The following is a 13,882-nucleotide window of genomic DNA, read 5'->3' as shown; positions in this document are numbered from 1 at the left end:
CGCCGTGCGGGGGCAAGCGCTGAATCCGCTGGACCGCGAAAATCCTTTAGGCCTAAAGTATCACATCTGGAGGAGAGGTGCCATGCGCATCGCGGTGATCGGCGGCGGGCCCGCCGGGCTCTACTTCGCCATCCTGATGAAGCGCGACTTCCCGGCCGCGCGCATCACGGTCGTGGAGCGCAACCGCGCCGACGACACCTTCGGCTTCGGCGTGGTGTTCAGCGACGCGACGCTCGACATATTCCAGGCCGCGGACGAGCCCTCCTACCGCGCGATCACCGAGAGCTTCGCCTATTGGGACGACATCGAGATCCACGCGAAGGGATCGGTCCACCGCATCGGCGGCAACGGCTTCTGCGGCTGCTCACGCCGCACCCTGCTGCTGCTGTTGCAGGAACGCGCGCGCGGTCTGGGCGTGGAACTGGAATACCGCCGCGAGGCGAAGCCCGAGGATTTCCCCGACGCCGACCTGATCGTCGCGGCCGACGGCATCAACTCACCGATCCGCGAACGCTGGCGCGACCACTTCAGGCCCGAGGTGGACCTGCGCCCCAACCGCTTCGCCTGGATGGGCTCCACGCGCCCCTTCGACGCCTTCACCTTCTTCTTCCGCGAGCGCCCCGAGGGCATCTTCATCGCGCATTGCTACCAGTACGAGCAGGGCGCGAGCACCTGGGTGCTGGAGACCGACCCCGAGACCTTCGCCCGCGCCGGCCTCGAACACATGACCGAGGAGGAGAGCGCGCGCTACCTCGAAGGCGTCTTCGCGGAGGACCTGCAAGGCCACAAGCTGCTGATCAACCGCAGCAACTGGCGCCGCTTTCCCGCGATCAAGTGCGCGTCGTGGGTCAAGGACAACATCGTCCTGCTCGGCGATGCCAAGGCCAGCGCGCATTTCTCCATCGGCTCCGGCACCAAGCTCGCGATGGAGGATGCGATCGCGCTGCACCAGGCCTTCCGGGCCGGCGGCGACGTGACGACCTGCCTCGCGCGCTTCGAATCCGCGCGTCGCGAGGATGTCGAGAAGATCCAGCACGCCGCCGACGTCTCGCTGGTCTGGTTCGAGCATGTGAAGCGTTTCTGGCACTTCGATCCCACGCAGTTCGCCTTCGGCGTGATGACGCGGTCCAAGGCGATCACCTGGGACAATCTGGCGCTGCGGGCGCCAGAGTTCGTGGCGGAGACGCAGACGCTGTTCGCGCGGGAAGCGCGGGCGAAGGGGCTGAAGGCAGACGACGCCAAGCCGCCTATGTTCCAGCCCTTCGCGCTGCGCGGCATGCAGCTCGCCAACCGCGTCGTGGTCTCGCCGATGGACATGTATTCCGCCGAGGACGGTCTGCCGAACGACTTCCACTTCCAGCACTACACGTCGCGCGCGTTGGGCGGCGCCGGGCTGGTCTTCACCGAGATGACCTGCACCTCTCCCGAGGCGCGGATCACGCCGGGCTGCACGGGCATGTGGAACGACGAGCAGGAGGCGGCCTGGAAGCGCATCGTCGATTTCGTCCACGCCCGGAGCGCCACGAAGATCTGCCTCCAGCTCGGCCATGCCGGGCGAAAGGGGGCGACCAAGCTGATGTGGGAAGGCATCGACCAGCCGCTGGAGACCGGCGGCTGGCCCATCATCTCCGCCAGCCCGATCCCCTACTTCACGCAGAGCCAGACCCCGCGCGAGATGACCCGCGCCGACATGGACGCGGTGCGCGAGGAGTTCGTCGCGGCAACCAGGCGCGCCATTGCAGCCGCCTTCGACATGGTCGAGCTGCATTGCGCCCATGGCTACCTGTTGGCGTCGTTCCTCTCGCCGCTGACCAACATCCGCATCGACGAGTACGGCGGCAGCGTCGCGAACCGGCTGCGCTTTCCGCTGGAGGTCTTCAATGCCATCCGCGCGGTATGGCCCGCCGACAAGCCGATGTCGGTCCGCATCTCCGCGACCGACTGGAAGGATGGCGGGCTGACCGATGAGGATTGCCTGGCCATCGCGCGCGCTTTCGCCGCCGCGGGCGCCGACCTCATCGACGTCTCCACCGGCCAGACCGTGCACGACGCGGAGCCCGTCTACGGCCGGATGTTCCAGGTGCCGTGGTCCGACATGATCCGCAACGAGGCCGGCATCGCCAGCATGTGCGTCGGCAACATCACCACCGCCGACCAGGTGAACACCATTCTTGGCGCGGGACGCGCCGACCTGGTCGCGCTGGCCCGGCCCCATCTGACCAACCCGTTCTTCACCATGCAGGCCGCGGCGCAGTATGGCGTCCGCGACGTCGCCTGCCCGCCGCAATACCGCTGGGGCAAGGACGCGCTGCTGCGCAACGAGGCGCGCAACCAGGCGGATCTGCGGGACCTGCGGATCAAGGCGCGGCCTAAGAGCCATGCGCCGGCCACGGCGGAACTGCCGAGGGCGGCCGAGTAGGGCGCGCTCACCCCCACCCGCCTCGCTTTGCTAGGCACCAGCCTGCGCGCCGTCGGCTGAAGCCGACCGCTCCGGCGCCGACGCAGTGCGTCGGCCCCCCGCAAGCGGGAGAGGGTTCAGGGGATCAGCTCGAACCGATCGACGTCCACCATGCCGCGGTCAGTGATCTTCAGGTGGGGGATCACCGGTAGCGCGATGAAGGCGAGCTGGAGGAACGGCTCCTCCAGCGTCGTGCCGAGGCTCGTCGCCGCGGCGCGCAGGCCGACCAGGGCGTCGCGCACGGTCTCGAAGCTCTCCAGGCTCATCAGTCCCGCGACCGGTAGTGGCAGTTCGGCCAGCACGCGGCCCGCCTCCACCACGACGAAGCCGCCTTCGATCTCGCCGAGCCGGTTGCAGGCCAGCGCCATGTCCGCGTCGTCGGCGCCGACCACGATGATGTTGTGGTGGTCGTGGCAGACCGTGGACGCGATGGCGCCGCGTTTCAGCCCGAAGCCATGCGCGAAGCCGACAGCCAGGTTGCCGTTGCGGCCGTGCCGCTCCAGCACCGCGACCTTCAGGCAGTCGTTCGCGAGGTCACAGGCCGCCGCGCCGTCCACCACGGGCAGCACCGCCTCCAGCCGCTCCGTGATGATGCGGCCCGGCACGATGCCGATGACGGGCGTGGCAGCGTTCGGCGCGGGCCTGCGGAAATGGGATGCGGCGACGCGGCGCGCCTTCACGGAACGCCGTGCGACCGGAGCGATCGACTCGCGCCGTGCGAAGGCGGCTTCCTCCACCACCACGCCGCCTGCCAGCACGAGCTGTGCGTGACAGCCCTCCAGGCTGTCCAGCGCGACGATGTCGGCGCGCCAGCCCGGTGCGACAAGTCCGCGGTCGCGCAGGCCGAAGATGCGAGCCGCCGAATGGCTCGCCGCGCGATAGACGGCCAGCGGCTCCACGCCGACAGAAATGGCCGTGCGGATCATGTGGTCGAGATGGCCGTGCTCCGCGATATCGAGGGGATTGCGGTCGTCGGTGCAGAGCGCGAGGAAGGGCGAATGCCGCTCCGTCAGGATAGGCAGCAGGGCGTGCAGGTCCTTCGACACCGAGCCCTCGCGGATCAGCACCGCCATGCCCTTGGACAGCTTCTCCAGCGCTTCTTCCGCGCCGGTCGTCTCATGGTCCGTGCGGATGCCGGCGGCGAGGTAGCCGTTCAACGCCATTCCGCGCAGCAACGGCGCGTGCCCGTCGATGTGCCCGTCCTGGAAGGCCTCGAGCTTTGCCAGGCAGCCCGGATCCTTCGCCAGCACGCCAGGGTAGTTCATGAACTCCGCGAGACCGATGACCTTGGGGTGGCCGCGCAGCGGCAGGAGGTCCGCGATCTCGAGCCGCGCGCCGGAGGTCTCCAGCGGTGATGACGGCACGCAGGACGACAGCTGCACGCGGAGGTCCATCACCATCCGCTCGGCGGCCTGCAGGAACCAGGCGATGCCCTCGATCCCCGCGACATTGGCGATCTCGTGCGGATCGCAGATCGCGGTGGTCACCCCACGCGGCGCGACGCAGCGCTCGAACTCGAAGGGCGTGACCAGGGATGACTCGATATGCAGGTGCGTGTCGATGAAGCCGGGCACCAGCACCAGGCCGCCGACGTCGATCTCGCGCCGGCCCTGGAACACGCCATGCGTGCCCACGATGCGGTCGCCGCTGACCGCGACGTCGGTCTCCACCAGCGCACCGGTGACGAGGTCGAAGACGCGCCCGCCCTTCAGCACGAGCTCGGCCGGCGCGGCGCCGCGCCCCTGGTCGATGCGGTCCCCGAGGCTCATCGCGCCATCGCCCGCGCCCGCGCCACGATGGTCGAATCCGGATCGGCGAAGGGCGCGATCACCGTGAAATGGTCGGCGCCCGGCAACGCTTCCCAGCTTCCGCCCCAGGCCGCGGCCATGTCGCGGGTCTGGCGAATGAACTCGTCGCTCTCGGCCCCGCCGACCAGGCAGTACAGCGGCCGCGCGGGCGAGGGCATGAAGCGCGGCGACAAGGCGCGGGCGCTCGCCGCGTCCAGGTTAAGCCCCTGCGCGACCGTGGTCGGCAGCAGCGGCTCCAGTTCGAACACGCCGGAGACCGGCAGCGCCGCATGCACCAGGTCGGCCGGCAGCGCCGGATCGAGGGCGCGCCAGTCCGTCGCCAACAGCATCGCTGAGAGATGCCCGCCCGCGGAATGCCCGACCGCCAGGATGCGGCGTCCCGTCCGCGCCCACAGGAACCGGCAGGCTGCGCGTATCTGCCGGACGATATCGCCGATGCCGACCACGGGGCACAGATCGTAGGACGGGACGGCCGCGCTGACGCCGCGCAGCACGAGGCCGCGCGCGCAATGGCTTGCGAAGCTGCGGTCCAGCGCCTTCCAGTAGCCGCCATGGATGAAGACCGCGACCGGCGCGTCGACGCCGGCGGAAAACAGGTCCAGCTTCTCCCTCTCGCCCGCGCCGTAGGCCAGGCCGAGTTCGGCGCCCGGGCAGGCCTCCCGCCATGCCGCAGCGTCCCGGGCCCAGCCGGCGATCAGCGCCGCGCTGTCGGGCACGCGCAGGCGGTTGTTGTACTCGGCTTCCAGGTCCATCGGCCCATGCAAGACCGCCCGTCATGCGTGCGGCAAGTCCCATGTTCCTCAACCCATGCCTTATCGGGCACAAGGGCGCGATGAAGGTCTATCTCGCCGGCCCCGACGTCTTTCTGCCCGACCCGCATGCGATGGCCGACCGCAAGCGCGAGATCTGCGCCGCGCATGGGCTGACCGGCATCTTCCCCGTGGACGCGCACCCGCAGCATCCCGAGGAGGCCGACATCCCGCGCTGGCTCTGGATCTACCGCCGGAACGAGGCGCATATGCGTGACGCCGATGCGGTGATCGCGAACCTCACGCCGTTCCGCGGGCCGTCGGCGGATGCGGGTACGGTCTACGAGGTCGGCTTCATGCGCGCGCTGGGCCGCAGGGTGCTGGGCTACAGCAACGTCGCGGCGGGGCTGGTGCCGCGCACGCTGGGCTTCCTCGGTCCCGCCGCGCATCGCGACACGGAGGGCCGCTGGCGCGACGGGCAGGAGATGGCGGTCGAGGATTTCGGGCTCGGCGACAACCTCATGATCGACGGCGGAATCAAGGAAGCCGGCGGGCTCTTCATCCGCCGCGACGTGCCGGAGGTGGATCGCTGGACCGACCTCGCGGCGTTCGAGGAATGCGTGAAGGCTCTCGCTGCCTCGCGCGACTGAACCCTCTCCACCCGCGGGAGGAGAGGTCAGGGTGACGGGGCGGCGAAGTTGGCAAGTCTGTCCAAAATCCTCCGCGTCCCCCTGACCCAACCCTCTCCCCCATAAGCGGGGGGAGAGGGCTTTCCGCTGGGTTCAGTTCAGCGCCTCGGCAGGTTGGTGAAGCGGGCGTTCCCCAGGCCCGTCCCGATTGTCAGCACGCCCCAGCGCGAGACCTCGCGCGCGAAGGGCGCCTCCGACAGGCCCTGCGCCACCGCGTCGTTGTGCAGCAGCACCGCGGGATGACCGCCGCCTTCGAGCGGCAGCAGCCGGGCCAGCGCCGGGGCCAGGCGGAAGGTCTCGGCCTGCCAGTCGCCTGGCAGGTTCTCCGCGCCGCGCAGCAGGCGGCCCTCGGCATCCAGCACGCCGGGCACCCCGACCGCGACAACCGGCGCGAGCGCAATGCCGGCCGCCGCGGCCTCTCCGGCCAGGTCGCCCAGCATCCCCGCCAGGCGCCCGAGCGATGAGGCGCGGTCGGCGCGGGGATCCTCGGCATGGCGCCAGATCCGGCTGCGCCAGACGCCCGCCGCCCTCAGGTCCGCCGCGACGCCGAGCCTCGGCAGCACCACGCCGGCGCGGAAGGAGGTCCCGCCGAGATCCGCCGTCAGCACGGCGTCGCAACTCTCCAGCTGTGGGCGCGGGATCAGATGGGCGGCGCCGATCAGCCCGGCCTCGTCGGGGTGGTGGCGGATCGGGCCCATCCGCACGCCGGCCTCCGCCGTACGAAGCAGCGCCGCGGCGCGCCCGATCGCGACCTCGCCGACATGGCTGGCGCGCAGGCCGCCGCCCACCACGACGCGCTGCGTGCCCTGCCAATCCGGCAGCAGCAGGAAGCGGCGCACCACCTGCGCCAGCGCGCCGGCGTAGTCCTCGATGGTGGCCTGCACCAGGCCGGCTGCACGCGGCGGCCCGGCGAGCGCCCCGTCCAGCGCGGCTCGATCCGGATCGGGGTCAGAGCCAAGCGGATCATGGCCCTCCGCCCGGGCGCGTCGACGCCATTGCGCCAGGATCGCGTCGAAGGCGCGGTGGCTCGCGCGGTCGCCGAATTGCTGCCCGCTGCGCTCCGGCAGGTCCAGGCTGTAGGCGTCCAGCCGCAGCCCCGGGAACAGCGCCGTGCCATGGGCGGGCAGGGTGATGGTGTCTTCGAACATGGATGCCCCCGTTGCGAGACGCGCGGGGGGCCAGGCGGTTCCGGCTTGACGGGCGCGGGACCGCCACCACCACTGCTGCGCAACGGAACGGAGGCCGCCATGACCAGGGCGATGCAGCGGCGCGTGCTTCTTGCCGTGCCGACGGCGCTGGCAGCGCCGGCGCTGCCGCAGTCCGCGGCGGTGGACCTGCTGCTGGTCCTGGCGGTGGACGCCTCCGGTTCGATCGACGCGGATGAATTCGCCCTGCAGCGCGAAGGCATCGCCGAAGCGCTGGCGCATCCCTCGGTCCTGGCCGTGATCCGGTCCAGGCCGCGGCGGGCGATCGGCGTCGCGATGGTGGAATGGGGATCGCCAGGCGGGGCGGCGACCGTCGTGGAATGGCTGCGGATCGCCGATGCCGCCTCGGCCGAGGCCGCTGCCGAGGCAATGCGCGCGGCGCCGCGATCGCCGCAGTCCTGGAACGCGATCGGCGACGCGCTGGTCCATGCCGGCGCGCTCCTGGCCGCCGCCCCCTGGCGGGCGGATGAGCGGACGATCGACGTCTCCGGCGACGGGCCCGACATGCGCAGCCGCACCCCGGCGCCGGACGCGCGCGACGCGCTGGTCGCGCAGGGCGTGGTGATCAACGGCCTGGCGATCGAGGTCTCGTCCAACTGGCGGGACGGCCGTCTGGCGGCGCTGTTCGAGCGCGACGTGATCGGCGGCCCCGGCGCCTTCGTCATGCGGGCCGAGGACCGGCGCGACATCGCCCGCGCCATGCGCGCCAAGCTGGTGCGGGAGATCGCGCAGGGGCGTGTTCCGGGTGATGCGAGCCCGGTCTGACGCGCTCTGTCCAGCGGCGAGGCAAGGGGCGCCCAGCTTCTGGGCACCGGTCCGTAACGGCTGCCCGTCCGCGGAACGGTTCCCCTTCCCAGCCGGTCCCGTTTCCGCGACAACGGAGGGAATGAGGAAGCCGGACAGCCCGACGTGACCGAGCTCAGCGTGCTCCAGCCCATCCGCGCCTTCGACGAGATGCAGGACGCCTCCGGCATCAGGCCCGCCTATGCCGGCGTCGCGGCCTGGATCGAGAAGCACGGCCTCGGCGCGCTGGCGGCCAAGCGCAAGGAAGCGGAGGCGCTGTTCCGCCGCGTCGGCATCACCTTCGCGGTCTATGGCGAAGGTGGCGACCCCGAGCGCCTGATCCCCTTCGACGTCATCCCCCGCATCCTGGCCCGCAGCGAATGGAACCGCCTCGCGGCCGGCCTGACGCAGCGGGTCAAGGCGCTGAACGCCTTCATCGGCGACGTCTACAACGCGCAGGAGATCATCCGGGCGGGCAGGGTGCCCGCCGCGCTCGTCACGGAGAACGAGGCCTTCTGCAGGCCGATGGTCGGCTTCCTGCCGCCCGCCGGCGTGTTCAGCCACATCTCCGGCATCGACCTCGTGCGCACCGGCCCCGACAACTTCTACGTGCTCGAGGACAATTGCCGCACGCCGTCGGGCGTCTCCTACATGCTGGAGAACCGGGAGGCGATGCTGCGGCTGTTTCCCGGCCTCTGTTCCGACCACCGGCTGCAGCCCGTCGGCCACTACCCCGAGGAATTGCTGGAGACGCTGAAGGAAGCCGCACCCCCGAACTGCAAGGGCACGCCCTGCGTCGCGGTGCTGACGCCCGGCCATTTCAACAGCGCGTATTACGAGCACTGCTTCCTGGCCGACGAGATGGGCGTGGAGGTGGTGGAAGGTGCCGACCTCATCGTCGAGGACGACGTGGTCTACATGCGCACCACCGCGGGGCCGCGGCGCGTGGACGTGCTCTACCGCCGCATCGACGACGACTTCCTCGACCCCAGGACGTTCAAGCCCGACAGCATGCTCGGCGTGCCCGGCATCTTCGCGGCGTACCGCGCAGGGAACGTGACGCTGGCCAATGCGCCGGGCGCGGGGATCGCGGACGACAAGGCGATCTACCCCTATGTCCCCGAGATGATCCGCTTCTACCTGAATGAGGCGCCGATCCTGCAGAACGTCCCGACCTGGCTCTGCGAGCGGGACGAGGACCGGCGCTACGTCCTGGCCAATATCGACAAGCTCGTCGTGAAGCTGGCGCGCGGGTCGGGCGGGTACGGCATGCTGGTCGGGCCGCACAGCACCAGGGCGCAGCAGGCGGAATTCGCCGCGCGGATCACCGCCAGGCCGCACGACTACATCGCCCAGCCCACGCTCGCGCTGTCCACCGTGCCGACCCTGGCCGAGCAGGGCGTCGCGGCTCGGCATGTGGACCTCCGGCCCTATGTGCTGATGGGAAGGGAGGTGCGGATCGTGCCGGGGGGCCTGACGCGCGTCGCGCTGCGCGAGGGTTCGCTGGTCGTGAACTCGTCCCAGGGCGGCGGGACGAAGGATACCTGGGTGGTGGACGACGGCGCGGCTGCCGGCTGGCAATCCCAGTCGCAGTCGCAGTCGCAGGGCTGACGGCCATGCTCTCCCGCACCGCAGACAGCCTGTTCTGGATGGGGCGCTACGTCGAGCGCGCCGGCAACATCGCGCGCGGCATGCAGGTGGCGCTGCGCATGGCGGGAGTGTCGGGCACCCTCGGCAGCATGCATGACGAATGGCGCAACCTGCTGGTCTCCGCCGGCGCCGAGCACGGTTTCCGCGCGGCCGGCAAGGCCGTCTCGCCGGACGCGGTCGTGGCCTGGCTCGCGCTCGATCCCGACAACCACTCCTCCATCGCCAACTGCATCGAGGTCGCGCGCCGCAACGGCCGCGCCGTGCGCACCGCGCTCACCGTGGACATGTGGGAAGCGCTGAACGACACCTGGCGCGAGATGCGGGTGCGCGCGGCATCCGCGAGCGGGGAGGACATGCTGCCCGGCTTCCTCGACTGGGTGCGGGCGCGGACGCTGCTGTTCAACGGGGCGGCCGCGGACACCATGATGCGCAACGAGGGCTGGCTCTGGGTGCATCTCGGCGTGATGCTGGAACGCGCGGACAACACCGCGCGGCTGCTGGACGCCAAGCACCATGCGCTGGCCGGGCCGGGCAGCGAAGGCGCTGTCGCCTATGCCGAATGGCAGGCGCTGCTGCGCTCGGTCTCCGCGCTGCGCGCCTTCCAATGGATGTACCACCAGCGGCTGGAGCCGCGGCTGGTCGCTGAGATGCTGATCCTGCGCGAGGAACTGCCGCGGTCGCTGGTCGCCTGCCACGCCCGCGTGCAGAGCGCGCTGGAGCGGATCGCGGAGTCCACGGGCGGGCGCCGCGGCGAGCCGCAGAAGATCGCGGCCGAGATCAGCGACGGGCTGACCGTCGGCATCGAGATGGTGATGGCGCAGGGCCTGCACGACTGGCTGACCGCGCGCATCGACCGGAACATCGAACTCGGGAACGCGATTCAGAGGATGTATCTCAGCGGGTAGGGCATCGCTCGCCCGCTCGCCGTCGTGCACGGAGCCGCGAAGAGCGGGCGACGCCCTACTCCAGCACCTCCGCCGGCGCCTCGAACTCGGTCTCGTACATCGCGACCTGCTTCGCCCGGCCCGGCGTCCAGTGCGGGTCGTCCCAGGCCGCCATCTTGCCGGGGTTCAGCAGCCCCTTCGGGTCGGTCCGCCGCTTGAACGCCAACTGCTCCTCGTCCACCCGCTTCATGCCGCCGTCTTCCAGCGTGTAGGTGTGCGGATTGAAGATCGGCGCGCCGGCTTCCTCGTGCAGCCGCATGATCTCCTCGAGCCGCTCTTCCGTCGTGAAGCGCACGATCTGCAGGCCGACCGCGCAGACCGTGCCGGAGAAGCGCACGAATTCCAGGTGGTACAGAACCTCATTCCCGAACTGCTTCTCGAGCTTCGCGATGAGCTCGAGGTGGTTGGGCGCGGGGAACAACGCCTGCAGGTAGGTGATGGTCTTGTCGGTCTTCAGGATCTGCAGGGTCGTGTGGTTCCAGCTGTGCTCGTAAAGCGGCACCGCGGCCTCGGCCGTCGGCTCCTGGTGGATCACCTTGCCACCATGGCCGGCGATCACGGGCCCCAGCACCTCCACGAAGTCCGGCGCGACCATCAGGCAGGCCACGGTCTCGCCTTCCGGCACCTTGGCGCCCCACTGACGAAAATGCTTCTGCGGCAGCGGCGCCGGGACGACGCAGGCCAGCTTCTTCGGCACGCCGTCCATGCGCGTGAAGGTGTCGGAGAAGCGTGCGGCGGCCATGAGAGAGGGAAAGGACACGACGACGTCCACCCACTCATGCGCCGGCGCCAGGCCCATCTCGATCTCGGTGATGATGCCCGTGGTGCCGTAGGCGTGGTTGGCCTTGGTGATCTCCGGGCCGCGCAGCTCGATCACGCGCGGCTCGGCCTCCATCGTGATGAGCTTGAGGCCCAGCAAGTTGCCGGGCTCGCGCAGCCCGCCCCAGGTGATGCTGCCGACGCCGCCCGACCCGCCGGCAACGAAGCCGCCGAGGCTCGCGGTGCGCAGCGTCGAGGGATGGAAGCGGATCTCGCCGCCCACCATCTTCTTGAGCTGCGCATCCAGCTCGATCAGCTTGATGCCCGCTTCCGCCCGCACCACCGACGGCTTCGCCCAGAGGATGCGGTTCATCGCCATCAGCTCCAGCACGATCCCGCCGTTCAGCGGCATCGCCTGGCCGTAGTTTCCGGTGCCCGCGCCCCGCGGCGTGACGGGCACGCCATGCGCATAGGCCGCGGCGAGGACGGCCTTCACCTCCTCCTCGGAGCGCGGCGTCACCACGGCCTCGCCGGTGACCTTGTTGAGCTGGCGCTTCAGCACAGGCGAATACCAGAAGAAGTCGCGCGATTTCTGCCGCACCAAAGCGGGATCGGTGGTCCAGTCGAGGCCAGGCAGGGCCTCCATCACCTTCGTCACACTCATGCGGCGGCAGTCTCCGGCGGCGTGAAATCGCGCATCTTGCCGGGGTTGAGCAGGCCGAGCGGATCGACATTCTGCTTGAAGCCCAACTGGTCCCCGGGGACGCGTCTGTAGTTGCTGCCTTCCTCGATCGTCAGGACATGCGGGTTGGCGATGCCGATGCCATGCTTCTCGAAGGCGGCGATGATCTCGTAGATGCGCTCGGCGCTGGTCCAGCGGACCACGGGCAGCGCCGACATGGTGATGCGGCCGCCGAAGCGCACGCATTCCATGTGCATCCAGATCTCGTCGCGGAAGGGGATGCGCACGGCTTCCAGCGCCGCCAGCGTGTCCTCGAAGGGCATGCGGCACTGCAGGTAGGTGACGCCGCGGTCCTTCTTCAGGACCTGCAGCGTCGTGTGGTTCCAGCAATATTCGTAGAAGGGCGTGAGCTCGGGGTCGCGTTCCGCGGCGACGGCATCCTGCTCTGCGACGACACGGCCGCCATGCTCGGCGGCAAGCTCCTTCAGCGCCGTCATGCCCGCGGGCGTGATGGCGCAGAGCACTAGCGCCTTCCCCGCCGGCACGGCATCCGCGAGGCCCTTGAAGAAGGGTGGGAGCTGGCTGTCGAAGACGGCGCACATCTTCTTCGGGATGCCGTCGGAATGCGTGAGCTCCAGCGCGAAGCGCGACGCCCGCGTGAAGTCGTCGAAGACGATGGCGACGTCGCGCCAGGCCTGCGCCGGCGTCAGCGGCACCTTGATGCGTGTCAGCACGCCGGTTGTGCCGTAGGTCCGGTTCACGGGGTTCGCGGCCTGGCCTTCCAGGTCCAGGATCCGCGGCGGATCCTGCATCGTCGCGACGCGCGCGCCATGGAAGTTGCCCCGCTCCCGCATCGTGCCGTGGCTGATGCCGCCGACGCCCGCGCCGCCACCGGCGACGAAGCCGCCGATCGTCGCGGTGCGCTTGGTGGACGGCCAGAGCTTCAGTTCCCACCCCTGGTCGCGGCACCAGAGGTCGAGGTCGATCATCTTCGCCCCGGCCTCGACCTCGACCACGCCGTCCACGATCGCGATGGGCGCGGCCATCGCCGTCATGTCGAGCAGCACGCCACCTTCGAGCGGCACGCATTGCCCGTAATTGCCGGTGCCGCCGCCGCGCACGGTTACCGGCACCCGGCGCGCCCGACACGCTGTCAGGATGCGCAGCACCTCGTCTTCCGTCCTGGGCCGCGCGATCAGCTCCGCCGTCTTCCCGTCAAGCTGCTTCTTCAGGATCGGGCTGTACCAGTAGAAGTCGCGGCTTTTGAGCTTCAGGAGCGCGCGATCGTCCTGCAGCTCGATGTCAGCGAGTTCGTCGCGCAGCCCCGCGATGTCAGGCATCGCTGGGCTCGTTCGCCAGGAAGTTCTCAGCGTCGAAGGCCGCGACCTGCTGCCAGAGCGTCGACATGTTGCGGGCGGCATGGTCCAGCAGCATCTCGCCGATCTCCGCCGTCCCGGCCGAGGCGTCGCCGACCGCGCCCGCGGGCTGCAGATCCTGCGCCTGCCAGGCGAGCGGCGAGCCCGCCTGCGGATGCAGCATCGGCGCGGAGTTCGCCACACCCTGCCAGCGGCTGACGAAGTTCCGCGCCTTGTCCATCCTGACCAGGTCCGGCCGCAGCGCCAGCAGGACGGAGGTCTCGTCGCGCCCGGCATGGATGCCGTAGGCGCTCTCGACGGGGTCGCGCAGCGCCTCTGGCTTGCCCATGCGCGCCCACATGGCGTTGACGACAAACAGGTTGGACTGGATGCGGATGCGCCGCGCCGCGATGTCCAGCACGCCGACATTGCCGCCATGGCTGTTGCAGATCACCAGGCGCTTCACCGCGGCCCGCGCGACGGAGGCGCCGATGTCCACGACGAGGTTCAGAAGCGTCTCCGGCGTGGTGGTGATGGTGCCGGGGAAGCGAAGATGCTCGACGGAGTTCGCGACGCATTGAGTCGGCAGCACCAGCACCGGGCAGTCCGCCGGCAGGACCGAAAGCGTCCGGGCGATCACGCCGTTGCCGATGACCGTGTCCACCGCGACGGGGAGGTGCGGGCCATGCTGCTCGATGCTCGCCACCGGCAGGACCGCGACGGTGTTGGACGGCAGGTCGCGGAAGGCCGGCCAGGGCAGGTCCTGCCAGTAGCGGGTGGGCAGCGCGCTCATGCAATCG

Annotated in this window: 11 protein-coding genes; 5 read left to right on the top strand and 6 right to left on the bottom strand. The window is 70.1% G+C overall.

The window, feature by feature from the left end; all coding sequences use genetic code 11:
- Positions 1-82 precede the first annotated feature (82 nt).
- The gene (locus tag ACLF3M_RS03840) at positions 83-2,419 is read left to right on the top strand and encodes a bifunctional salicylyl-CoA 5-hydroxylase/oxidoreductase (protein WP_430655526.1); all 2,337 of its coding nucleotides are present in this window, start codon (positions 83-85) and stop codon (positions 2,417-2,419) included.
- 116 nt (positions 2,420-2,535) lie between these two features.
- On the opposite strand, the gene ade is transcribed toward ACLF3M_RS03840, so the two are convergent.
- Positions 2,536-4,227 carry an adenine deaminase gene (gene ade, locus ACLF3M_RS03835; RefSeq protein ID WP_430655525.1) on the bottom strand — a complete coding sequence of 564 codons (1,692 nt, stop codon included), beginning with the start codon at positions 4,225-4,227 and terminating at the stop codon, positions 2,536-2,538.
- Complete coding sequence (locus ACLF3M_RS03830) at positions 4,224-5,018, bottom strand: alpha/beta hydrolase (RefSeq protein WP_430655524.1); 795 nt, start codon at positions 5,016-5,018, stop codon at positions 4,224-4,226. Before ACLF3M_RS03830 ends, ade begins: the two co-directional genes overlap by 4 nt.
- A gap of 41 nt (positions 5,019-5,059) precedes the next feature.
- On the opposite strand from ACLF3M_RS03830, the gene ACLF3M_RS03825 reads away from it, so the two are divergent.
- Positions 5,060-5,665, top strand: a complete 606-nt coding sequence (locus tag ACLF3M_RS03825) for a nucleoside 2-deoxyribosyltransferase (RefSeq protein WP_430655523.1) — start codon at positions 5,060-5,062, stop codon at positions 5,663-5,665.
- A gap of 137 nt (positions 5,666-5,802) precedes the next feature.
- Here the strand turns inward: ACLF3M_RS03825 and ACLF3M_RS03820 are convergent, their stop codons facing one another.
- A complete protein-coding gene (locus tag ACLF3M_RS03820) occupies positions 5,803-6,852 on the bottom strand; it encodes a hypothetical protein (protein WP_430655522.1) in 1,050 nt (349 codons plus the stop codon).
- Between the two features lie 99 nt (positions 6,853-6,951).
- Here ACLF3M_RS03820 and ACLF3M_RS03815 point away from each other — a divergent pair, with 99 nt between their 5' ends.
- From ACLF3M_RS03815 to ACLF3M_RS03805, 3 genes are all read left to right on the top strand, one after another.
- Complete coding sequence (locus ACLF3M_RS03815; RefSeq protein WP_430655521.1) at positions 6,952-7,674, top strand: DUF1194 domain-containing protein; 723 nt, start codon at positions 6,952-6,954, stop codon at positions 7,672-7,674.
- A gap of 144 nt (positions 7,675-7,818) precedes the next feature.
- Positions 7,819-9,303, top strand: a complete 1,485-nt coding sequence (locus tag ACLF3M_RS03810; protein ID WP_430655520.1) for a circularly permuted type 2 ATP-grasp protein — start codon at positions 7,819-7,821, stop codon at positions 9,301-9,303.
- Positions 9,304-9,308: 5 nt separating this feature from the next.
- Positions 9,309-10,247 carry an alpha-E domain-containing protein gene (locus ACLF3M_RS03805; RefSeq protein WP_430655519.1) on the top strand — a complete coding sequence of 313 codons (939 nt, stop codon included), beginning with the start codon at positions 9,309-9,311 and terminating at the stop codon, positions 10,245-10,247.
- A 55-nt stretch (positions 10,248-10,302) separates the two neighbouring features.
- Here the strand turns inward: ACLF3M_RS03805 and ACLF3M_RS03800 are convergent, their stop codons facing one another.
- Genes ACLF3M_RS03800 through ACLF3M_RS03790 form a run of 3 tightly spaced genes read right to left on the bottom strand, consistent with a single transcriptional unit; the run spans position 10,303 to position 13,875 of the window.
- Positions 10,303-11,709, bottom strand: coding sequence for an FAD-binding oxidoreductase (locus tag ACLF3M_RS03800; RefSeq protein WP_430655518.1), 1,407 nt, complete (start codon positions 11,707-11,709; stop codon positions 10,303-10,305).
- On the bottom strand, positions 11,706-13,067 hold the full coding sequence (locus ACLF3M_RS03795) for an FAD-binding oxidoreductase (protein ID WP_430655517.1): 1,362 nt from the start codon (positions 13,065-13,067) through the stop codon (positions 11,706-11,708). The genes ACLF3M_RS03800 and ACLF3M_RS03795 overlap by 4 nt, the downstream gene beginning before the upstream one ends.
- Positions 13,060-13,875: a creatininase family protein gene (locus tag ACLF3M_RS03790; RefSeq protein WP_430655516.1), complete on the bottom strand. Its 816-nt coding sequence runs from the start codon at positions 13,873-13,875 to the stop codon at positions 13,060-13,062. Before ACLF3M_RS03790 ends, ACLF3M_RS03795 begins: the two co-directional genes overlap by 8 nt.
- Positions 13,876-13,882 lie beyond the last annotated feature (7 nt).

This window comes from Falsiroseomonas sp. HW251 (genome assembly GCF_050563545.1).
GTDB lineage: Bacteria > Pseudomonadota > Alphaproteobacteria > Acetobacterales > Acetobacteraceae > Falsiroseomonas.
The sequence above is the reverse complement of the archived record's forward strand: the minus strand, read 5'-3'. Positions and strand labels throughout refer to the sequence as shown.